26 protein-coding genes are annotated in these 21,567 nt (G+C 60.6%); all 26 read left to right on the top strand.

Annotated elements, in window-relative coordinates; all coding sequences use genetic code 11:
* The first annotated feature begins 82 nt into the window (after window positions 1-82).
* The 26 genes from AB7M23_RS11820 to AB7M23_RS11945 all read left to right on the top strand — a co-directional run bounded on the left by AB7M23_RS11820 (window position 83) and on the right by AB7M23_RS11945 (window position 21,567).
* A complete protein-coding gene (locus AB7M23_RS11820) occupies window positions 83-571 on the top strand; it encodes a phage regulatory CII family protein (RefSeq protein ID WP_099773761.1) in 489 nt (162 codons plus the stop codon).
* A complete protein-coding gene (locus tag AB7M23_RS11825) occupies window positions 564-767 on the top strand; it encodes a TraR/DksA C4-type zinc finger protein (protein ID WP_454240890.1) in 204 nt (67 codons plus the stop codon). The genes AB7M23_RS11820 and AB7M23_RS11825 overlap by 8 nt, the downstream gene beginning before the upstream one ends.
* Window positions 764-3,535 carry a DUF5906 domain-containing protein gene (locus AB7M23_RS11830; protein ID WP_454240891.1) on the top strand — a complete coding sequence of 924 codons (2,772 nt, stop codon included), beginning with the start codon at window positions 764-766 and terminating at the stop codon, window positions 3,533-3,535. Before AB7M23_RS11825 ends, AB7M23_RS11830 begins: the two co-directional genes overlap by 4 nt.
* Window positions 3,532-3,867, top strand: a complete 336-nt coding sequence (locus AB7M23_RS11835) for a hypothetical protein (RefSeq protein ID WP_454240892.1) — start codon at window positions 3,532-3,534, stop codon at window positions 3,865-3,867. The genes AB7M23_RS11830 and AB7M23_RS11835 overlap by 4 nt, the downstream gene beginning before the upstream one ends.
* Window positions 3,864-4,340 carry a hypothetical protein gene (locus tag AB7M23_RS11840; RefSeq protein ID WP_454240893.1) on the top strand — a complete coding sequence of 159 codons (477 nt, stop codon included), beginning with the start codon at window positions 3,864-3,866 and terminating at the stop codon, window positions 4,338-4,340. Before AB7M23_RS11835 ends, AB7M23_RS11840 begins: the two co-directional genes overlap by 4 nt.
* A 189-nt stretch (window positions 4,341-4,529) precedes the next feature.
* Window positions 4,530-4,862 (top strand): phage holin family protein, encoded by a 333-nt coding sequence (locus tag AB7M23_RS11845; protein WP_099773764.1) that lies wholly within the window; start codon window positions 4,530-4,532, stop codon window positions 4,860-4,862.
* Complete coding sequence (locus tag AB7M23_RS11850) at window positions 4,859-5,227, top strand: HNH endonuclease (RefSeq protein WP_454240894.1); 369 nt, start codon at window positions 4,859-4,861, stop codon at window positions 5,225-5,227. The genes AB7M23_RS11845 and AB7M23_RS11850 overlap by 4 nt, the downstream gene beginning before the upstream one ends.
* A gap of 163 nt (window positions 5,228-5,390) precedes the next feature.
* On the top strand, window positions 5,391-5,924 hold the full coding sequence (locus AB7M23_RS11855) for a phage terminase small subunit P27 family (protein ID WP_099773766.1): 534 nt from the start codon (window positions 5,391-5,393) through the stop codon (window positions 5,922-5,924).
* Window positions 5,925-6,009: 85 nt separating this feature from the next.
* Window positions 6,010-7,719: a terminase large subunit gene (locus AB7M23_RS11860; RefSeq protein WP_454240895.1), complete on the top strand. Its 1,710-nt coding sequence runs from the start codon at window positions 6,010-6,012 to the stop codon at window positions 7,717-7,719.
* Window positions 7,716-7,892, top strand: a complete 177-nt coding sequence (locus tag AB7M23_RS11865) for a hypothetical protein (RefSeq protein WP_454240896.1) — start codon at window positions 7,716-7,718, stop codon at window positions 7,890-7,892. The genes AB7M23_RS11860 and AB7M23_RS11865 overlap by 4 nt, the downstream gene beginning before the upstream one ends.
* A 2-nt stretch (window positions 7,893-7,894) precedes the next feature.
* Window positions 7,895-9,163, top strand: coding sequence for a phage portal protein (locus tag AB7M23_RS11870; protein ID WP_454240897.1), 1,269 nt, complete (start codon window positions 7,895-7,897; stop codon window positions 9,161-9,163).
* Window positions 9,160-10,107 carry a S49 family peptidase gene (locus AB7M23_RS11875; RefSeq protein ID WP_454240898.1) on the top strand — a complete coding sequence of 316 codons (948 nt, stop codon included), beginning with the start codon at window positions 9,160-9,162 and terminating at the stop codon, window positions 10,105-10,107. The genes AB7M23_RS11870 and AB7M23_RS11875 overlap by 4 nt, the downstream gene beginning before the upstream one ends.
* 67 nt (window positions 10,108-10,174) lie before the next feature.
* Window positions 10,175-11,497: a phage major capsid protein gene (locus tag AB7M23_RS11880; RefSeq protein WP_454240899.1), complete on the top strand. Its 1,323-nt coding sequence runs from the start codon at window positions 10,175-10,177 to the stop codon at window positions 11,495-11,497.
* A gap of 47 nt (window positions 11,498-11,544) precedes the next feature.
* The gene (locus AB7M23_RS11885) at window positions 11,545-11,814 is read left to right on the top strand and encodes a hypothetical protein (RefSeq protein WP_454240900.1); all 270 of its coding nucleotides are present in this window, start codon (window positions 11,545-11,547) and stop codon (window positions 11,812-11,814) included.
* A 2-nt stretch (window positions 11,815-11,816) separates the two neighbouring features.
* Window positions 11,817-12,368, top strand: a complete 552-nt coding sequence (locus tag AB7M23_RS11890; RefSeq protein ID WP_454240901.1) for a hypothetical protein — start codon at window positions 11,817-11,819, stop codon at window positions 12,366-12,368.
* 2 nt (window positions 12,369-12,370) lie between these two features.
* A complete protein-coding gene (locus AB7M23_RS11895) occupies window positions 12,371-12,754 on the top strand; it encodes a head-tail adaptor protein (protein ID WP_099774412.1) in 384 nt (127 codons plus the stop codon).
* Window positions 12,732-13,256: a hypothetical protein gene (locus tag AB7M23_RS11900; RefSeq protein WP_454240902.1), complete on the top strand. Its 525-nt coding sequence runs from the start codon at window positions 12,732-12,734 to the stop codon at window positions 13,254-13,256. The genes AB7M23_RS11895 and AB7M23_RS11900 overlap by 23 nt, the downstream gene beginning before the upstream one ends.
* Before the next feature lie 57 nt (window positions 13,257-13,313).
* Window positions 13,314-13,913, top strand: coding sequence for a phage tail terminator protein (locus tag AB7M23_RS11905; protein ID WP_454240903.1), 600 nt, complete (start codon window positions 13,314-13,316; stop codon window positions 13,911-13,913).
* On the top strand, window positions 13,910-14,083 hold the full coding sequence (locus AB7M23_RS11910; RefSeq protein ID WP_083199776.1) for a DUF2635 domain-containing protein: 174 nt from the start codon (window positions 13,910-13,912) through the stop codon (window positions 14,081-14,083). The genes AB7M23_RS11905 and AB7M23_RS11910 overlap by 4 nt, the downstream gene beginning before the upstream one ends.
* Entirely contained in the window at window positions 14,080-15,579 is a 1,500-nt protein-coding gene (locus AB7M23_RS11915) for a phage tail sheath subtilisin-like domain-containing protein (protein ID WP_454240904.1), read from the top strand. The genes AB7M23_RS11910 and AB7M23_RS11915 overlap by 4 nt, the downstream gene beginning before the upstream one ends.
* A gap of 57 nt (window positions 15,580-15,636) precedes the next feature.
* Entirely contained in the window at window positions 15,637-15,984 is a 348-nt protein-coding gene (locus AB7M23_RS11920; RefSeq protein WP_454240905.1) for a phage tail tube protein, read from the top strand.
* The gene (locus AB7M23_RS11925; RefSeq protein WP_454240906.1) at window positions 15,984-16,298 is read left to right on the top strand and encodes a phage tail assembly protein; all 315 of its coding nucleotides are present in this window, start codon (window positions 15,984-15,986) and stop codon (window positions 16,296-16,298) included. Before AB7M23_RS11920 ends, AB7M23_RS11925 begins: the two co-directional genes overlap by 1 nt.
* A 129-nt stretch (window positions 16,299-16,427) precedes the next feature.
* Entirely contained in the window at window positions 16,428-18,596 is a 2,169-nt protein-coding gene (locus AB7M23_RS11930; RefSeq protein ID WP_454240907.1) for a phage tail tape measure protein, read from the top strand.
* Window positions 18,593-19,963 (top strand): DNA circularization protein, encoded by a 1,371-nt coding sequence (locus AB7M23_RS11935; protein ID WP_454240908.1) that lies wholly within the window; start codon window positions 18,593-18,595, stop codon window positions 19,961-19,963. The genes AB7M23_RS11930 and AB7M23_RS11935 overlap by 4 nt, the downstream gene beginning before the upstream one ends.
* Window positions 19,964-19,966: 3 nt before the next feature.
* Window positions 19,967-21,079, top strand: a complete 1,113-nt coding sequence (locus AB7M23_RS11940) for a phage baseplate assembly protein (RefSeq protein WP_454240909.1) — start codon at window positions 19,967-19,969, stop codon at window positions 21,077-21,079.
* Window positions 21,076-21,567: a phage baseplate assembly protein V gene (locus AB7M23_RS11945; RefSeq protein WP_330524038.1), complete on the top strand. Its 492-nt coding sequence runs from the start codon at window positions 21,076-21,078 to the stop codon at window positions 21,565-21,567. The genes AB7M23_RS11940 and AB7M23_RS11945 overlap by 4 nt, the downstream gene beginning before the upstream one ends.

Below are 21,567 nucleotides of genomic sequence, written 5' to 3' on the forward strand. Positions count from 1 at the left end.
GTTTAGCAAGGCCATCGGTCGTGGTCGTAGGATAGGTCTTGCCTGCTCCTATGGCTACACCGTAAACGGGGGTTTTACGGTTATGAGTCGCACAGATCTGCTGCCGGGCGCTGGTCCGGTCCTTTCTTTACGCCAAGCGCTTTATCGCGCCGGGCGTGACTATTCGGGCGGTATCACTCGCCTTGCCTTTGAAATGGTGCTCGACAACGACGCCTTGCAGAAGAAGCTGAAGCTTGATGAAGAGCGTCGCTGGCTAACTCCAGACGAGTTGGAGGAGGTCATTCGGCTGACGGCTGATCCGCGTTTGTTGGATGCCTTGGTGCGTCCTGCGGGCGCGGTTTGGTACAAGCCAACGCCGGTGCCTGCAACCCATGAGGCGCTAAAGGCGGTAGGCAAGCTGTTGAATGAGGCGAGCGAGTTCGTCACCAAAATGCACGACGGTGTAGCCGACAAGAAGTGGGAGCAGCATGAGGTTCTCGATCTTGAAAAGCACGGCATGGACGTTATCCGTGAGGTGCTGGGCATCATGGCCGGCGCCCGGCAAGCGATGGAGGACCGCAACGATGGCTGATCAGATCGATATGGCCAACGAGCAGGCCGAGTATCACCTGCAGGTTGCCCTACAGCGTCGTGTGCATCAGGTATTCAAGCCTAGCGCCGAGTTTTGCGTTGATTGCGATGACGCCATTCCGCTACAACGGCAACAAGCGGTTGTGGGTTGCCAGACCTGCATCAGTTGCCAAGATCTGCGGGAGCGGCGCGGATGATTGAGCGCAACGGAGTGCCGATTGCTGCATGGGCGCGGCGTTACATTGAGATGTTTGGCCTCGCCTTGGTGCCGATTGAGCCAAGAGAGAAGGGGCCGAAGGGCTTGGGCTGGAATAGGCCCGGCGGTTACTTCATTGAGGCTGATGCCGCTGACGACTTCTGGCAGAAAAACCCATCGCATAACCTCGGCGTGGTTCTTGGCCCGAGTCGGATCTGTTCATTGGACGTCGACGATCTTGAATGGACCCGGTTCGTGCTGCGCGAGAAGCTTGGCATGGATCTGGATGCGTTATCCGAAGCTCATCCGACTGTGGTGGGCAATCCGGCGCGCTGCCGTATTCTATTTCGTGTGCCTGATGGCGTAGAGCTGAGCCGACATTCATTGGTCTGGCCCAACCAGAACGACCCCGACGGTTCGATCTTCAATGCGTTGATGGGGCAGGCCAATGCCGCGAAAGAGGCGGGCGACCTTGATCGGGAAGGCGCTATGCGGATGGCTGCTGAGCCGTTTAAGAAAATTACGGTGTTGGAGCTGCGTGGGGGGCTTGTGCAAGACGTTTTGCCGCCGTCCATTCACCCCGATACCGGCATGCCGTATACCTGGCGCAACCCGCCCAAAGTTCATGGTCTACCGGATCTGCCGCCTGAGCTATTGGCAATCTGGCAGGGATGGGATGAGTTCAAGCGCGGTGCGGAGGCGATTTGCCCGTGGCAGCCCAAGTCGGCACCATTGGCGAAGCCTGTTCAAATAGCGCCTCGTCGGCCTGCTACTCAAAACTCCCGAGATTTGCCCGAGGTGATCCCTGAGTTCAATCGCTGTCATGACCTCGCCACACTGATCGAGGCGCACGGATACAAGCGGATCGGCAACAAGTGGCTGTGCCCCCAGAGCAGTAGTGGTCTGCCAGGGGTGACAATCACAGATGACAAGCTCTATTCCCATCACAGTTCCGACCCGCTGAACAACGGACATCAGAATGATGCGTTCGATGTGTTCTGCATTCTGGAGCATGGTGGGGATGTCCGGGCTGCCACGAGAGAGGCAGCCCGCATGCTCAAGATCGATGCGAAGTCTCGCCCTCCGTCACCGCCACCGCTGGGCGAGCTTCCCCGCGCCCCCTCAGTGGAGGGCGAGTCGCGACAACTAGAGCCAGCTGCGCCAGATGAGCAGGCCGTGGATCTTCCCCATGCCCCATCGGAAGGTAGCGCGCCTAGTGAGGCCAGCGCATCCGACACCGGGGGTGCGGGGGGCGGCGAAGGCATCGATATCGGTGGCGTTTTCCGGCGTTTCGCCCTAATCGAAGGCACCACGCACGTGTGGGATCTCGACAAGGCCAAGACCATGAAAAAGTCCGGGTTTGAAGCATTGGTCGGCAAAGCTTTGGCGAAAGAATGGATGGAGCTCGCCGACAAGAAGCTGACCTCGGCGGAGCAAGTGCAGGAGATCGAGCAGGCCCGGCGCATGTCGTCCAAGAAAGGCGGTGCCCTACAGTTGTCGCCCATCGAGCGCTACGTCTATATCGATGGCACCAAGGATGTATGGGATCGAGAGAAGAAGCGGCGCATTGCTGAGGGCGCCGTCAAGATGGCCCTTGGTGATGCCTATGCACTTTGGCTCAATAGCCCCAGCAGGCGAGTGGTGGATGTTGATCACATTGTGTTCGACCCGACCATGACCAAGGATCCGAGTCTGTACATCAATACGTTTGAAGGTTTGCCTCTTGAACCGGTGCGTGATGACGCTGCCTGCGAGAATCTGCGTTGGTTGATTTCCTTCCTGTGCAACCATGATGAAAAAGCGCTGGACTGGCTGACCAAGTGGCTGGCTTACCCCTTGCAACACTTGGGCGCCAAGATGGATACCGCTGTACTGATGCACTCGATCATGGAGGGCTCGGGCAAGAGCCTGTTGTTCGCCGATGTGTTCGGTGCTCTTTACGGGCAGTACGCGGCGACGGTGGGGCAGACTCAGTTGGAGGGTAGTTTCAACGCCTGGCAGAGCCGCAAGCTTTGGGCCGTATTTGAAGAGGTTGTAAGCCGCGATCAGCGCTACAACCAAGTCGGCAAGATCAAGCACATGATCACCGGGAAGACGGTTCGGATGGAGTCGAAGTTCATCAACGGGTGGGAGGAATCCAACCACATGAACGCCGTGTTCCTGAGCAACGAGATCCTGCCCTGGCCGATCAGCGACAGTGACCGGCGGATGCTAGTGATGTGGCCCACGGAGACGCTACCCGTCGAGCGGCAGAAAGCAATTGGGTACGAACTGGCGAATGGCGGCGTGGCAGCGCTCTATGGGTGGTTGTTGGGTATCGATATCGGGGACTTCGACCAGCGCACTCGACCGCCCAAGACAGAAGCGCGGGAGCGTCTCGTTGCACTGAGTCGGGCCGCGTGGCAGACCTTCTTGCACCTCTGGCGCTGTGGCGACCTTGGGTCTGGCTTATGGGGTTGTTGTCAGTCTTCGGACTTGTACGCGCTGTTTCTGGAATGGTGCCACCGTAACAAGGAGCACGCTATGAGCCAGACGAAGTTCTCTTTGTTCATCAGCTCGGTAGTGGAGAAGACCCGCCCGATACCCTGGACAGACGGGAACACGCGGCGGTTTGCGGCGTTTTTCTTCCCCGATGATCCCGAGGCTTCCCTGCCCCCATCATTGAAAGCGGCCGAACTGGGCGAGGCGGTCGTTAAGTGGCGCGCCAAGGCAAGACTGGCTGGGTGGAATGTCGACGGCTGGGACCATGTTAAGGGGCTGGCAGCATGATCACGACTGCGTGTGTGGTGGGTGTGTTGGGTTTGTGTTGGGTGGATTTTCTATGGTCAACACAGGCCAAGGCCGCATTTTATGAGGGTTGTCGTGGTGGTGTTGTTGGTGTGTTGGGTTTGTCGTCGCGCACGCGCATGCGCGTTCTTTTTGAGCGTAATAAACGGGTGAAAAAGAATCCCCATGCGAGCCAAGAAAAACCCAACAAACCCAACACAGTAAACACACAGGTTCTAACGATATTGAATTTATTGGGTTTTATGTGTGTTGGGTTTGTGTTGGGTATCTCTGTTTTGTGTTGGGTGCGTGATTTTCGGGGGATTCAGGGATGATCGATGATATCGAGAGCCTTATGCGGCATTGGGGCGAGCAGCAAGCCCGGTTCGGCCATGAGGCCAGCTTGGGCAGCCAGATGGGCACCATCATGGAGTGGAAGGGCAGCGCGCCTCGGGGCACGCCCGGTACGCGGCTTCCCGCCGGAGCAGGTGCTGGGATGGATTACGCTGCTGCTGAAGTTGATGCGGCCATTGCGGAGCTGGAGCGTCGCAATGATCGGGGCCAAGTGCTGGCGAAGCTGGCCCGGTTCAGATACCACTACGGTGCGCCAGTGCGCGAGCAGATGCGTGAGGTTGGCCTGGCTGAAGGGGCTGATCGTACTTACCGCAATTGGGTGCAGGCGCTGCATCTGCAGGTAATGACAATCCTGATGGCGCGCATGGGCGCCGTTCATGGCTATACCGTTCGTCGGGACAAAGTGTGTCAAAGCGGTGCCAAAGTGGTGTCAAAGTCGGGTCGAAGCGGATAACCGAAAACTGCCTCTTTTCGGTTTTTCCGGTCGGGGGTAAAACGTTGCCACGATATGCAAATTGCGCTTAGGCGCTCCCCAAAGCACTGTGCTGTGCAAGCCCGCTCCGAGTCGTCGGCGCATTGAGAACCCTGCCATCTGGCGGGGTTTTCTTTTTCCGGCGCCGTGCATTCGACCTATGAGGCTCTCATGACCAATGAGCAACAAGCGTTAATCGAAATGCCGCTGTGGCTGGTAATTGTTCTGTCCTTGGTGGGCGGCGTGTCCGGCGAGATGTGGAGGGCGGATAAGGCAGGCGCTCGTGGTTGGGGGTTGGCGCGGCGCATTGTGCTGCGGTCAGGTGCCTGCATCGTGTGCGGGTTGTCGACCAACATGCTGCTTTATTCCATGGGCGTTTCCGTCTGGGCGTCGGCGGCGTTCGGTTGCCTCACTGCGATGGCGGGTGCAGACGTTGCGATTGGCTTGTATGAGCGGTGGGCGGCAAAGCGCCTGGGTGTCTGTGATGTGCCCGACCAGCAATGAGTAAGCTCAATGACCGTCGTGGCAGCAGCGCATCCCGTGGTTATGGCCACCGCTGGCGGCAATCTCGGGATGCGTTCCTGGCACTGAACCCGTTCTGCTCGATGTGCTCTACCGGTCACCGCCCTGTTGCGGCATCGGTGGTTGACCACAAGATCCCGCCCCGTCTGAAAGACGCCAAGGAATCGGGCGACCCTGAGCGGATCAAGGCTGCGTGGAAGTTGTTCTGGGATCAGGGCAACTGGCAGCCGCTGTGCAAGCTCTGCCATGACTCGGCCAAGCAACGGCTTGAACGAAGTGGCCGTGTGGCGGGTTGCACGGCAACAGGCATTCCGCTCGACCCGAATCACCACTGGCACCGGCGCTGATCGCTGCGCCCCGGCCAGTGGGCGCCCCGGCCCAGCCGGGCAGGCTGGCAGGGGTAGGGGGGGGAAAGACTTTTTCCCCCTTTGTTCCTTGACCGCATGCCCCCCTCTGCGTGCAAAACCGGGAAAAATGAGGGAGGGGGGGTATCAGAATTGGAGGTTTCCCATGGCTGGAAACGGTAACTCCGGGCGGCCTAGTCTGCCCGCGTCGGTGCATCTGCTCAGCGGCAACCGCAGTAAGCGTTCGCCGGCTGATCTGTTGAACGAAATCAAAGATCCGGCAGTGCCGGCTGCTGTGCCGCCGATGCCTGATTTCCTTGACGGTGACGCAGCAGCCGAGTGGACCCGGATCACTGAGGCGCTGCTGGCACTGGGTTGGGTGTCGCGTCTCGACCAGATGGCGCTCGCCACATACTGCCAGGCTTATGGCGACTGGTTGCGCTTCCAACGCTTGATCGCTGAGCGCAACGCACAGTCGGTAGATGGCCTGGGCGGCGAAGTTCAGACCTTCAAGACCGGCGCGCAGCAGACCCACGTACTACGGCAGTTGGCCAACGACGCCGAGAAGCGTGCCAACGCCGCCGGCGCTCAGTTCGGGTTGTCTCCTTTGGCGCGCCGGAATATGAGAGCCGCACCGGCGGCACAAGGAGATTTGTTCCCCAATGAAGGACGAGACGCTGCCGCAAAGTATTTCAACTGACTGCCGGGTAAAGCGCTTCGCTGACTGTGTGCTGGCTGGCTCGATCATCGCTGGCCCAGACGTTCGCAACGCTGCGCGGCGTCATTTGCTGGATCTGGAAAAAGGACATGAGCGCGGGCTGATCTGGAATGCCGAAGCGGCGCTGCGCGCCATCGGCTTTTTTGAGGACGTGCTGTGTCTGAACGGCGGTGACTTCGAGGGACTGCCATTCCGCCTTGCCCCTTGGCAGGCATTCATTATCGGTAGCCTGTTCGGCTGGTACACCGATGATGGCTATCGTCGGTTTCGCCAGGCGTATATCGAGACGGCCAAGGGTTCGGGCAAGTCGCCCCTGGTCGGCGGGATCGGGCTGTATGGACTGGTCGCTGACGGTGAGCAACGGGCTGAGATCTACGCTGCTGCAACGAAAAAAGACCAGGCGCAGATCCTGTTCCGCGATGCGGTCAGCATGGTGAACATGGCGCCACACCTCTCGGCGCGCCTGGTGCAATCGGGTCGCGATGAGAAGGTCTGGAACCTGTTCTATCCCGGCACCCATAGTTTTTTCCGCCCGATCAGCTCCGACGAAGGCCAGTCCGGCCCTCGGCCTCACATCGCGCTGATCGATGAACTGCATGAGCACAAGACGGCCAGCGCGGTGAACATGATGCGGGCCGGTACCAAGTTCCGGCGCCGCGCCTTGATTGTGATGATTACTAACAGCGGTTCCGACAAGGGCTCGGTGTGCGGTCAGTATCACGACCTGGGCGTGCGAATCTGCGAGGGCAAAGAGGACAACGATGCGTTCTTTGCTTTCATCTGCTCGCTGGATAAGGGTGATGACCCGTTCAAGGACGAGTCATGCTGGCCGAAGGTGAACCCCTCGCTGGACTTCATTCTGGAGGGCCAGACCGACGGCATCCCGGGCCGCAAGTACCTGCGGGAGCAGGTGGCCGAAGCGAAGGGACTCCCAGCGAAAGAGGCCGTTGTCAGGCGCTTGAACTTCTGCGAATGGACCCAGGCGACATCGCCTTGGCTGTCTTGGGAGATCTGGCGCGGTGCTGCTGAGCGGGTGCCGATGCGCGTCCTGCGCAACCGGCCATGCGTTGGCGGGTTGGACCTTTCCAGTACAACGGACCTGACCGCATTCGTGCTGATGTTCAGCCCGATGCCACATGATCCGCACTGGCGCTCGCTGTCGTATTTCTGGATCCCCGACGACGATCTGTCTGGCCGGGAGAAGCGCGACCGCGTGCCGTATCTGCAATGGGTCAAGGAGCGCCATCTGGAGACCACACCGGGGAGGGCTATCAGCAAGCTGCATGTGCTGCGGCGTCTGCAAACTATCTGCGATTACTTCGACGTGCGGCGGATCGCTTACGACCGGTGGCGGATCGAGGACTTGCTGTCATTGATGAACGACAACGGCATCACGTTGCCCGAGCTCAAGCCTTTCGGCCAAGGCTTCAAGGATATGGGGCCGGCCGTCGATGAGTTCGAGCGGCGCCTGTTGGGCCGCAAAGCAGAGCCGTCGGCGGTGATTGAGCTGGAACCGGAGGACTATGAGGTTGTGTCTGAAGTCGACTCATCCACTGAGGTGGTCGAGACCCTCCTGCACGATGACAACCCGGTGATGACTTGGAACGCGGGCAACGCGGTGATCGTGTTCGATCCGGCCAACAATCGGAAGGTCGACAAATCCAAAGCCACAGGTCGCATCGACGGCATCGTTGCTGCCGTGATGGCGGTTGGCATCAGCGGTGACATTTCCGAGGCATCAGGCACGTCGGTTTATGACGAAGGGGTAGGTATATGAGGTTGGAAATTTTGTCCTGGCTGGCAGGCCTGCTGGGGTTTGCACTGCTGGTTGGGGGCGTCTGGATGGTGTACCGGCCTGCTGCATTTATCGTCGCCGGAGTCGGGCTGTTGGCCTGGGCAAGGCTGGCTGATCAGGCATCGGCGCGTCAGGTGGCTGGGGGAGGGGGCTGAGCATGTTCTTTTCAAGCTTGCGCGCCTCGGGCGCGGGCACCCTGACAAACCCGGAAAGCGGTTTCTGGCGTGGCTTGATCGGTCGAGGTCGAAGCTCTGCAGGTGTGGCGGTAACCCCGGATACTGCGCTGGCCCTACCGATCCTGCAGAACTGCTTGACCTTGCTGGCTGAGACGGTGGCCCAGTTACCGCTGGAGCTTTACCAGCGCAAGGAAAAAGGGCAGCGGGAATCGGCTATCAACCATCCGCTGTACGACGTGCTGCGCTATCAGCCGAACCCTTTCCAGACACCGTGCGAGTATCTGGAGCGGCATCAGGGGGCGGCCAGCCTGCGGGGCAACGCCTACAGCTTCATTGACCGGCGTGAGGACGGCAACGTCACCGCGCTGTGGTCGCTCAAGAATGATCAGGTGCAGGTGCTCAAGGGCGCTGACCTGTTGCCGTATTATCGGATCGGCAGTGGCGAGGCGCTGCCGATGCGTATGGTTCACCACGTCCGTTGGTTCGGAACCAATCCCTACATCGGCATGTCGCCCATCGAGCTGCACGCTGACGCGATTGGCTTGGCCCAGGCTGTTCGCCAATACACGGGCAAAAGTTTCGCCAACGGCGTGGCGGTGTCCGGCGTGATCGAGCGTCCCCGCGAGGCTCCCGCGATCAAGGATCAGGGGATCATCGACAAGATCGTTGACCAGTGGGGCCAGAAGTTCGGTGGCATGGACAATGCCAAGAAGGTCGCCCTGCTGCAGGAAGGGATGACCTTCAAGCCGGTGTCGATGACCAACGTCGACGCCGAGATCGTCGGCATCATGAAGCTGACCGGGCTGGACATTGCGCGGATCTACAAGATACCGCTGCCCATGGTGAACGACCTGGATAAGTCCAATTACAACACCCTTGAGCAACTGATGATTCAGTTCGTGGTGTTCGCCCTGTTGCCGTGGGTGAAGCGTCATGAACAGGCAATGATGCGCGATTTCCTGCTGCCGAAGGATCGGCGGGATTACTTCATCGAGTTCAACTTGTCCGGCCTGCTGCGCGGCGACCAGAAAAGCCGCTATGAGGCCTACGCCATTGGTCGGCAGTGGGGCTGGTTGAGTGTCAACGACATTCGGCGCCTGGAGAACATGCCGCCGGTGCAAGGCGGCGAGATCTACCTGCAGCCCCTAAACATGGTCGACGCTGGTAAACAGCCCGACCTGAGCAACCCCACCGTGCGTGCCCAGTTGGAAATGCAGCACGCCGAGATCGGGAGGATTCTTGCCCAATGAGTAAATCTTACCTGCGGGCGTCCAGCCTGCTGTTCAATCAACCCCTGTTGGTTACGCCCGATATGCTCGACCTGGGTGTGCGCTGGGCCAACCAGACCATGAGCCTGAACATCGTCAATCTTGGCACCGGCGCAGCGCAGTTGTGGAAGGATGACGATCCCATCGACCGTGTGGCATTCGCAGACGAACAACGGCGTAATGCCATTGCCCAGAGTGGCATTGAGGTTATTCCGGTCAGCGGTGTGTTGGTCAGCCGTGGAAGTCACCTCAATGCCTGCGAGACGATGACCAGCTATGAAACGCTGCGCTCCCAACTGCAGCGTGCTGTGGGTGACCCGATGGTCGAGCATATCGTGCTGGATATCGACAGCCCCGGTGGCTCGGCCGTAGGCGCCTTCGAACTGGCCGACGATATCCGGGCGATGACCGCGCAAAAGCCTATCACTGGCCTGGTCAACTTCATGGCCTACAGCGGCGGCTACCTGATCGGATCGGCCTGCAGTGAACTGGTGGTCAGTCGTACCAGTGGGGTCGGCTCCATTGGTGTTATTGCCAGCCATATGGACCGCTCGAAGATGGAAGAGGGGATGGGCGTAAAGGTGACCACAGTGTTTGCTGGGGCGCACAAGAACGACCTGTCGCCGCATGAGCCGATTACACAGCAGTCACTGGCCTTCCTCGACGAGCTGGTGCAGGAGAGCTACCTGATGTTTGTGAATGCTGTCGCCGAGTATCGCGGATTGCCGGTCGCCAAGGTGATCGCTACCGAGGCCGCGCTGTATCGCGGTCAGAACGCAATCAATGCAGGGTTGGCTGACCGCATGCAGAACCCTCAGCACACCGTTGATGAATTGTCGCGTGCTGTTGCGCAGAACCGCGCAACCCGCCAATCAAGCCGCATCAGCGTGCGTGCAGCAGCGTTGGCGATGCAATCGCTCGCCTGACCTAATCAACCGTATCAACTGAATCCAGACCCGCTTAATGCGGGTTTTTTTATGCCCAGGAGGCAGCATGTCCCTTGTACTTCAAATGCGTAACGAACGCGCCGGTCTGGTTGCCCAGGTGCAAGCGCTGGCCCAGATCGAGGCAGGTGGTGGAAGCTTGAGCGCCGAGCAGTTGCAGCAGTTCACCAGCCTGGAATCGCAGATCAACGATCTGACCGCCAAGATCAGTCGTGCAGAGTCGGCTGAGCGGCTGGCGGCTGCGAGCGCGGTGCCAGTCAACGAGTCGGCCCAAGGCGCTACTAGCCCACCTCAAAGCAGCATTTCCGGCCCGTTCGGCGAAAAGGCCAAGCCCGGTACCGGCATGGCGCAGATGGCGCGCTTGTTGGCCGCTGCGCAGGGCAATCAGCAGACTGCTGCTCAGATGGCCAAAGACGGCGGATTCCCTGCTGATGTTCACATGGCGCTGAGCGCCGTTACTCCAGGCGCTGGTGGTGTTCTGGTGCCGCAGAACTTCGCGACCGACGTCATTGAGTCGCTTCGGCCTGTGTCCATTGTCCGCAAGATGGGTGTGACCAGCTTGCCGCTGAACAACGGCAACCTGACTCAGCCACGCATCACCGGCAACACTGTGGTGACGTACATCGGTAGTGATACTGATATCCCTATCACCGGTATGACGTTCGCTGACACCAAGCTGTCGGCGAAGAAAGCAGCAGCCATCGTGCCGATCTCCAACGACCTGCTGGCCATGAGCGGGGTTAACCCTCGCGTCGATGGGCTGGTGCTGAACGACCTGACCGTCAGCATGGGGCTGTCGGAGGATCTGCACTTCATCCGTGCTGACGGCTCCGGTTCGTTGCCCAAGGGTATGCGCCATTGGGCGCTGCCATTCAACATCCTGCCTGCGCCCGTGGTGGATGGCCTGACCCTGGAGAAGATCGATCTGTTCCTGGGCGGGATGATGCTGCGCCTGGAAACGGCGAACGTGATGATGAAGTCGTGCGGCTGGTTGATGGCGCCGCGTGTGTTGCGTTGGTTGCAGTCGTTGCGAGACGGCAACGGCAACAAGGCCTACCCGGAGATCGATGCTGGCATGCTCAAGGGCTACCCAGTCGGCCTGAGCAACCAGATCCCAGTGAACCTGGGTGCTGACGGCAACGAAACCGAGATCTACTTCGTCAACTTCGCTGACTGCATGATCGGTGAAGACATGGACCTGACCCTCAGCTTCAGCAACGAGGCTTCCTACAAGGACGCCCAAGGCGAACTGGTCAGCGCCTTCCAGCGTGATCAGACCTTGCTGCGTGTGATCGCTAAGCACGACTTCGGCCCGCGCCATGTCGAGAGCATCGTGGTAGCGGTGGCCGTGAAGTGGGGCGCTGGCATGTAATCCCTGGCCCCGGATGAGCCGGGGCCGCTCAACTGGATGGAGTGTTTATGGCAAAGGCAATTGTTACGTTCACCGGTGCCTGGCGTGGTTATGGCAAGGGCGAGGTAGCGGGTTTCGAGGAAGATGTAGCGCAGTCGCTGATCGATGGCGGCCGTGCTGAGTTGTACGAAGGCAAGAAAGCTGGCAAGTCCGGTAGCGGTAAGGGCAAGCCGGCACCGGGTGCGAAAGGGCCAGCCCAGTCCGGCCCATCGACGGAGCCGCCACCGAACGAAGGTCCGGACACAACTGGTCCGGAAGACGATGAAGACAAGCCCTGATCATGGCGCGCCGCATCGCCTACACGGGGGCGCCCGTGCTGACGTTGGAGCAGGTCGCGTATCAGTGTCGGGCTGAACCGGAAGACCTTCAGCCCGAGCTGATCAACCAGATCATCATCCCTGGGGTGACGAGCCAAGGCGAATCGAAGACAGGGGCGGCAATCCGTGAAGCGATCTACGAGGAGGACTGGCCGGCGGCCTATCCGTCGGGGCATTCGCTGGATGTTGGCCAGGTGGTTGCCGTCGAGTCCGTGGTAGTGCTGGGGGACGCCGGGCAGGTAAGTCCGTTCACTGGCGAGGTGGAGCTTATCCAGGGAGGAAGGGAGAGCTACCTGCACTTTCCGGGAGGCCGACCCGATGGCCGGCTGCGCATCCGTTACCGGGCTGGTGTGGACTTGGAGGCCTACCCCGGTGTACTGAGCTGGTTGCTGATGGCGGCGGAAACGGTCTTCACCCACCGAGGGCTTTTGGTCGTCGGGCAATCCCTGGCCGAAGTCCCGGCGAGCTTCGTCGACCACCTGTTGGCAGATATCACCGTGCCGCCGAGGTTCTAGCCATGGCGATCAGAGAGCCTTCCTCGGGCGAGCTTCGCGCTCGCATGGCTGTTCGAGTTCGTGTCGACAAGCCAGCAGGCGCCGGCCTGGCGCCTGAGTTCACCCACGTTTGCAACCGCTGGGTAAAGGTTGAGCCGCTGGGAACGGCGACCTATGCCAATGCTCAGCAAACCGGCAACAAGATCACTCACCGCCTTTACTGCCGTCACATTCCGGGTTTGGACTCGGCGCATGAGCTCGTTTGGCATGATCGGGTGTTCCGCGTCCGCCGGCCAACCGATCTGGCGGGGCGCATGGTGTGGTCGGTGATCGAAGTTGAGGAACTGGGGCCAGATGGTCCGCCGGCCAACGAAGGTGGAAGCGATGAGCAATTCGGTTTCCGTTGACGGCTACCTGCATATCGAAGGCTTTGAAAAGTTCGATTTTGAAGCCTTCAACAAGCGCAAGGTTCGGGCAGGCATGCGCAAGGTTGGTGCCTTGGTCACTGGCCGTGCGCAGATGAACCTGGCGCTTGGCGGTGGGCAGGAGGGCTACCCAGAAAGTCGAACCGGCGCGACGGTCGATTCGATCAGCTACAAGGTGTCGCGCTCTGGCTTTCTGGTGCGTATTGCACCGACCAAGACCGAAAGCATGGAAGAATTCTATCCCGCGTATCTGCACTATGGGGTGCGGCTTGGGTCCAGGCCTCGGGCGTTAGCCCCGGGGAAGGGGCGTGGCAAGAGTAATCGCCGTGCCAGTGGCCAGCGGCAGGCGTTGGTGGCTGCCCGGCAGGGAAGCGGGTGGCGTATCACGCCGCGAGACAACTACATGACCGATGCCTTGGCGGATACCAAGGCGGACGTCCAGCGCATCCTGCGACAGACCTTTGCCGATGCGCTGTTGAACTGACGCCCCATGCGCCGCCCAAGCCCCGTAATGGGGCTTTTTTGTGCCCGAGAGGAAAGCATGCGAATCACCCCAGTGATCGAGCAACTGAAACAGCGCTGCCCGTCTTTTGAAAACCGGGTGGCGGGCGGCCTGGATTGGGACCCGGTAAAGGGCAGTGCGCTGATGAAGCTGCCTGCAGCGTATGTGATCCCCACCGGTGACGGGGCCGATGAGCCGGAGCAGCAGAACGTCATTGTTCAGCAGGTCAGGGACGCCATTGATGTGTGCGTCGTACTGAAGAACTACGACGAGCGCGGGCAGCAGGTTGCCGACCAGTTGCATTTGGTTCGGGCCAGTCTCTGGCGTGCTCTGGTTGGGTTTGAGCCTGATAAGGATTACGGGCAACTGCTGTATGACGGCGGGTCTTTGCTGCTTATCGACCGTGATCGGGTGGTTTACCGGTTCCGGTTCTTCGCTGACTTCCAGCTGGGCAACTTCACCATTGGGTCTGGTACCAGCCCGGAAACGTGGCAGGCATGCACGCTGCTGGGCCTTCCTGCGCTGGAAGGGGTCGACACGTCGTTCGACTTTATCGACCCCGTGGTCGACCGCAATGTCGCCCCCGAGGGGCCTGACGGGCGTATCGAAATCAAAACCCGAGAGGACTTATCTCAATGACTCAGATTTACCTGAAGCCGGTAGCGGGGCGTGACAACCCGATGCCGGAGAAGGGCGGCGAACTGCTGCCCGAAGAGGGCGCCTATGTGCCCCGTAATGCGTACTGGGTGCGCCGCCTGAATGCAGGTGACGTGGTAGAAGCCAAGCCCAAGAAAGAGGCCAAGGTATGAGCGTCGGTTTCAGCAGTATTCCGTCTGATATTCGTGTCCCGCTGTTCTACGCCGAGGTTGATAACTCGATGGCGAACAGTGGCGCCGGTGCAGGACTTCGCCGCCTGATCATTGGCCAGGTCAACGACAACGCTGATGCCGCCGAAATCGGTGGTCTGGTGCTGGTGTCGCGCACCGCTGAAGCCATTGCCATCGGCGGCGCCGGCTCGATGCTGGCCGCAATGCACCAAAAGCACCGCGCTATCGACATTTCTGGTGAGGTCTGGTGCCTGCCGTTGAAGGTCGACACCGGCGTGGCAGCGACCTGCAGCGTTACCGTAACGGGCAACGTGACAGCGGCGGGCTTGATCAACCTGTACGTGGCTGGCCAGCGTGTGCGCTCTACCGTGGTTGCCTCGGCGTCGGCTGAGGCAGTGGCCACCAGCTTGGCGGCCAGCATCAACGCCGCCACTGACCTGCCTGTTACTGCTCAGGCTGCAGGCGCTGTCGTGACGCTGACGGCAAAGTTCAAGGGTGACCTCGGCAACGACATTCAGGTCGAGCTGAATCGCCTCGGGCGCGTCAATGGCGAGGTGACACCGGCAGGCCTGGTGCTGGCAGTTACTGCCATGACTGGCGGTGCTGGTTCGCCTGACATGGCCATGGCGCTGGCAGCACTGGGCGATGAAGAGTTTGAGTTCATCACCCAGCCCTGGACCGACAGCGCTACGCTCGATGACTGGAAAGACGTCATGGATGACAGCGCCGGTCGCTGGTCGTGGGCCAAGCAGCTCTATGGCCATGTGTACAGCGCCAAGCGCGGTACGCTCGGCCAACTGGTGGCGGCGGGACGCTTGCGCAATGACCCGCACATGACGATTCACGGCTTTGAGCCCGGCGTGCCCCAACCCGTCTGGGAGGTCGCGGCGCAGTGGGGAGCACGCACGGCGGTGTTCATCAGCGCAGACCCGGCTCGGCCCACGCAGACCGGTGTGTTGGGGGCTATTGCTCCCGCTGCTGCGAGCGACCGTTTCATGTTGTCCGAGGCGGATTCCCTGCTGAAAAGCGGCATCGCTACGGCATCGAGCAGTGGCGGCGAGTACCGCATTCAGCGCGCCGTTACGACCTACCAGCGTAACGCCTTCGGCCAGCCGGATGACTCCTATCTGGACAGCGAAACACTGCACCAGTCGGCGCACGTTATCCGCTACCTGCGCAGCCGGATTACCAGCAAGTACGGGCGCTGCAAGCTGGCCAACGATGGCACCAACTTCGGCGCTGGTCAGGCAATCGTCACGCCGCTGGTGATCCGTGGTGAGCTGATCGCGGCGTACCGCGAGCTGGAGCGCGCCGGGATCGTTGAGAACACCGAGCTGTTCAAGGCGCAGCTGATTGTCGAGCGCGACGCGAGCAACCCGAACCGCCTGAACGTGTTGTTCCCGCCGGATCTGGTCAATCAGTTGCGCGTGTTTGCGCTGCTCTATCAGTTCCGCCTGCAGTACGAAGACGCGGCGTAACCCTTCCACATCCACCCTGGCCCGCCTTATGCGGGCTTTTTTATGGGAGATCCCTTTATGGGTCAGAAAGTCGCGGGCACCTGTTACGTCAAGGTCGACGGCGAGCAGTTGACGATTACCGGCGGTGTTGAGGTGCCGTTGTCCAAGTTCAAGCGCGAGACGATTACCACGGGGGTGTTCAAGGAAGAAGACCTGACGCCCTATGTGGCGGTCGATGCGGTCAAAACCCCTGATTTTCCTCGGGCGAAGCTGGAAAACGGCACCAACATGACGGTCACCGCTGAGTTCAAGGACGGCAGTTGTTACGTGCTGTCCGGTGCGTATGTGGTGGACGAAATGAAAGTGTCTGCCGATGACGCAAAGGTTGCGATCAAGTTCGATGGTATTTCTGGAGACTGGCAGTAATGAGCACTATTAACCACCCGTTGGCCGCGCCGATTAATGCTCACGGTGAGCAACTGACCGAACTGAATCTGCGTCGCCCAACCCCGCAAGAAGCATGCAAAATCAAGACGCTTCCTTACTCCCTCAGCGACAGTATGCAGCCGGTGGCGGATATCGAATCCGCGTCGAAGTACATCGCGGTTTGTGCCGGTATCCCGCCCAGCTCTGTTAGCCAGTTGGACCTGTTCGACCTGAACACATTGGTGTGGATGGTCATTGGTTTTTTCCTGTCACCGGCGACGAAAGCCCCCGATTCCGAAGCCTCAAGCAACTGACTGAGTTGGTCTATGACCTCGCCTGGTTCTGGAAAGTGAACCCGAACGAGGTCATGAACTGGCCGTTAGACCAGCTGTTTGAGAGTGAAGAAAACGCGTGGCGAATCCAGGCGATGTTAGGGGGCGGCAATGGCGGATAAGTTCCAGCTAAAGGCGCTCATCACTGGCGTCGACAAGTTGTCGCCGGTGTTGAGTGGGGTGCGCAAGAACGCAGCCGTTCTGCGCAAGCAGTTGAATAGCTCAGGCCTCGGCAAAATCACCTTCATGGATGCGATTCAAGGGGGCGCTATTGCGACCCCTTTTGTCATGGGGGTTCAGGCTGCCATCGGCTTTGAAAGCGCGATGGCCGACGTCAAGAAGGTGGTCAACTTTGAGACGCCGGCCCAGTTCAAGGAGATGGGTGAGGACGTGCTGAGCATGTCCGAGCGGTTGCCGATGGCTGCCGAAGGTATCGCGCAGATCGTCGCGGCGGGTGGTCAGTCGGGTATTGCCCGGGAAGAACTCAACAGCTTTGCCGAAGCGGCCGTCAAAATGGGTGTGGCCTTCGATCAGAGCGCCGCCGAATCCGGTCAGATGATGGCCAAGTGGCGAACGGCCTTCCACATGAACCAGCAGGAAGTGGTCGCGCTGGCCGACAAGATCAACTACCTGGGTAACACCGGTGCGGCCAGTACCGGGCAAATCTCGGCGATCCTGACGGCCATTGGCCCGCTGGGTGAGGTGGCCGGGGTCAACGCCGGGCAGATTGCGGCGATGGGCTCGGCACTGGCCGGGGTGGGTATCGCCCAGGACGTGGCGGCTACAGGCATCAAAAACTTCATGCTGACCCTGACCGCTGGCACGGCGGCCACCAAGTCGCAGCAAGAGGCCTACAAGGCGCTGCGCCTGGACGCCAACGAAATCGCCAAGGGTATGCAAACCGACTCTGAGGGCACTATCAACAAGGTGCTCAAGACCCTGTCCAAGGTCGAGAAAAGCAAGCAGGCGGCGGTGTTAACCAACCTGTTTGGCAAGGAGTCGGTGGGGGCTATTGCGCCGTTGCTGACCAATCTGGACACCCTGCAGAAGAACTTCAAGTCGGTTGGTGATTCAACGCTATACGCCGGTTCTATGCAGGCTGAGTACGAATCGCGGTCGGCGACCACGCAGAACGCCATGCAGTTACTGCGCAACCGCGTGACCCGGCTGGGCATTACGGTCGGTTCTGTACTGCTGCCGCCGTTTAACGACTTCATGGCGACGGTCGGGCCGATCATCACCAGCGTGACCCAGTTGGCCGGTGCGCACCCGTGGCTGATCAAGGGCATCATCGGGGCGGCGGTCGGCTTCACCGTGTTGCGCTTGGCCACGGCGGGGGCTACTTCCGCGCTCATGCTGATGGATGGTGTGGCAAAAATGAGCGTCATCGGCCTGGTCGTGCGTGGTGTGGCGATTGCGGCGGGTGTGCTGATTGCGAACTGGTCGAGCGTCGCGCCTTACTTCGCTTGGGTATGGGAGAGGATCAAAGACCCGGCTATGACGGTCTGGTCGTGGATGAAAGAGGCCTTCAACTGGAGCCCGCTCGGCCTGGCCATTGCCAACTGGGGGCCGCTGACGGAGTTCTTTAGCGCGCTGTGGGATCTGGTCAAGGCGCTGTCGGTACCGTTCGCGGAGTTCCTTGGGACGTTGTTCGACTGGTCGCCGCTGGGTTTGATCATCAAGCACTGGGAGCCCATCAGCGGTTTCTTCAGGGGACTATGGGACGAGTTGTGGCCCATCGTTGAACCGATGATGAAGTTCCTTGGCATCGAGACGGACGGCGCCGGGGTGATTGGTGCCGCGACGGATAAGGTCAAGCAGTGGACTGCCGAGCAGGAAGCGCGCAACGCGCAGACCGGCATGGCGCCGGGGCAACTGGTCAAGCCGATTGCGCAAGCCCCTGAGTTGATGCCAGAGGCCACGAAGGTGGCCAGCCTGATGCGCAACCCCGCCAATCAGCCGTTGCCCGGCATGGCGCCTTTGGCATTGGTTAGCGCGGTACCGGGTACTCAGGTTGCTCAGGTATCCGGTACTGGGCGACCAAGCCTAAGTGCGGGTGGCTCGGCCTTGCCTGCAGGAAGCCTGCCGCAAAGCCGTGGCTCGTTGGTTCAGGCTGCTGCTGCGACAGCCGCGGCGCGCACCGAACTGGAGGGGTCCATGGTGGTGCGCTTTGAAAATGCACCGCCGGGCATGCGTGTTGATCCTGCGAAGACCAATCAACCGGGACTGTCGGTAAGCCCGTCAGTCGGTTATCGCTCATTGGGTAGGGAGGCAGGATGACGACGTGGCGCGATCAACTGCACCCGGCTTCGTTTCGCGGCGTGGCGTTTCTGGTCGACAGTGACGCTACGCCAGTCGGGCGGCGGGTGCAGGTCCACGAATACCCCCAGCGGGACAAGCCGCTGGTGGAGGATATGGGCAGCAAGACCCGCGAAATCAAACTGACGGCCTTTATCGGCGGTGACGATTGCCTGGACCGGCGGGACGATCTGCTCAATGCCCTGGATAAGCCCGGGGCGGGCGAGCTGGTACACCCGTGGTTCGGGCGCTTGCTGGTCACCGCCGGGGATGGCTGCCAAGTTTCGCATGAGCGCCGTGAGGGTGGCATCGTGCGGTTTGAGCTGGTGTTTATCGAAGGTGGGGAAAAGGGCTACCCGGTCGGGGTGCCCAAGGCATCGCGGCAGGTAGAGGCATCCAGCGAGAGCTTTCTGGAGTCCGCGTTGGCCCGCTACAAAGCCGCGATGGCGGTGGTCAACCGGGCCCGTATGGCGGTAACGGCGCTGCAGAACAGTATCGCCGGGATTCAGATGGCGATTCAGCGGGAGTTTAGCCAGGTGCTTGGCCTTGTCAGTTCGGCTGAGGCGCTGGCTGACATGCTGATCAATGCCCCGGGTAATTTCTCGGCCATGATCCGGGCGCAGTTTTCCAGCGTGGGCGGCAGCACTCGGTCGTCGGGTTACAGCTGGTCGCCGTCGTCCAGCAGCTCGGCCACGGTGGCGGCTGACCCTGAGTTTGCCAATACCGTGGCGCGCCTGGCGAGCACTGAAGAGGTCTTTTCGGGGTTCGTGGACTCAGGTCGTGGCATCACGTCACAGCTTGAACTGGCCCGGCAGTTGATGGCCGAACAGCAGTTCGATGACCTGATGACCAATCCGCCGGGCGGGCTGGCGACAGCCGCTGCCGTCAAGGCGGCACGGGAGTTGATGCGTGATGCCTTGATCGTCAAGGCGGTGCGGGCAGCGGCACTGATGCCGGTGGTGTCGGCGCCTGCCGAGCTGCCCGGTGTTCCAGCCTTGGCGCAGCAGGTGGCGTCACCCCTGGAGCGGCCAGAAGTACCGGCAGCAGATGACGTGATTAGCCTGCGTGATGGGCTTAGCGCGGCGCTGTGGGAGGCCGGGCTGTCGGCATCGCATGAACACTTTGAGCTGATCGAGGCGGTGCGCAAACACGTTAAAGGGCACCTCTCCGAGGTGGCCCGCTCGGGCGTTCGATTGGTTGAGATTGAGCCGAAGGAAAGCCTGCCCGCGTTAGTGCTGGCCTATCAGTGCTTTGGCGACGCATCCCGCGCCGCTGAAATCGTTACGCGTAACAAAGTGCCGCACCCGGGGTTCCTGCCTGTCGGGGTGCTGCACATCGCCCAGGAGTAACCCATGGACCCGTTAAACGCTGTCACGCTGCGCGTGAACGGCCTGGATTATCGCGGCTGGAAGAAAGCCAGCATCAGTGCCGGCATCGAGCGACAGACCCGAGATTTTTCGCTGGATGTGACGTGGCGCTGGCCGGATCAGGCTGAGGAAATTCCGGTAAGGCAGGGCGACTTCTGCGAGGTGTTGATAGGTGATGACCTGGTGCTGACGGGCTGGGTCTTTGCTACCCCGGTGAACTACGACAGCAAGACGGTGAGCCGGGCAATCAGCGGGCGTTCGCTGACGGCTGATCTGGTCGACTGCTCGGCGATCAATCAGCCCGGGCAGTGGCGTGGCCAGAGTGTGCAGAAGATCGTTCAGAGCCTGGCCGAGCCCTACAGGGTCAAGGTGCTGAGCCAGGTGGCCGAGACTACCAAATTGGCTGAGCACAGCATCGAGCCCGGGGAGACTGTGTTTGAGTCGATAGACCGGCTGCTAACACTGTCGCGGCTGCTATCCACCGATGACTCCCGGGGACGCCTGGTGATCATCAATCCGGGCAGCGCGGGGCGGGCGGTTGACCGGCTGGAACTGGGCCAGAACATCCTGACCGGCTCGGCGTCGCTCGACTTTTCCGGGGTGTTCTCCGACTACAAGGTTGTTGGCCAGCGTTCGGGCACGGATGACGAACACGGCGCCAAGGCCTCCGAGGTGCAGGCTGAAGTCACGGACCCGCGTGCGGCACGTAAGCGGGTGTTGATGATTCACGAAAGCGGCCAGATGACGCCCGGCCTTGCCGAGGCGCGGGCGAACTGGGAACGCGGCAGCCGCATGGGTAAGGCGCTGACCCTGCAGTACAAGGTACAGGGTTGGCGGCAGTCGAATGGGGCGCTGTGGCTGCACAACATGATTGTGCGAGTGGTCGACCCTTGGGTCGGTATCGACCGCGACATGCTCATCAGTGAAATCCAGTACAGCCTGGATGAGAGCGGCACCGTGGCCAACATCACGGTGGCCCCGCCAGACAGCTTCGACCCTGAGCCGAAAGACCCGCACAACAGCCGCAAGCTCAAGAAAGGCGGCAAGGCGGACAACTTTGAATACTTGATCCCAGCAGATTGGAAGCCCGAGCAATGAGCGGACTAAAACAGATTTTGGCCCGGGGCGTGGTCACGCTAGTCAAGGCCACGAGCAAGTTGCAAAGCCTGCAGATGACCCTGTTGGCCGGTGAAGTGAAAAGCGGCATGGAGCACTTCGAGCCGTATGGTTTCACCTCAAACGCGCACCCGGGCGCCGAGGGGATCGCGCTCTTTGTGGGGGGCGACCGTTCGCACGGCGTGGTGGTGTGTGTCGCGGATCGACAGTTTCGCCTGCAGGGGCTGAAAAGTGGCGAGGTGGCGTTGTACACCGACGAGGGCGACCGCCTGCACTTCAAGCGCGGGCGGGTGATCGAGGTCGAGACGCTGACGCTCAAGGTCAAGGCCGACACCGCCGTCGAGTTTGACACCCCGGTGATTCGCACCACGGGCCGTATCGAGTCAGCGGGCGATCAGGTGGCTGGTGGTGTGAGCCAGATGCAGCACGTTCATGAAGGCTCGGACAAAAAGCCAGTGGCAGGAGGGTGA

It is taken from the genome of Pseudomonas sp. HLS-6 TE3448, assembly GCF_053629555.1.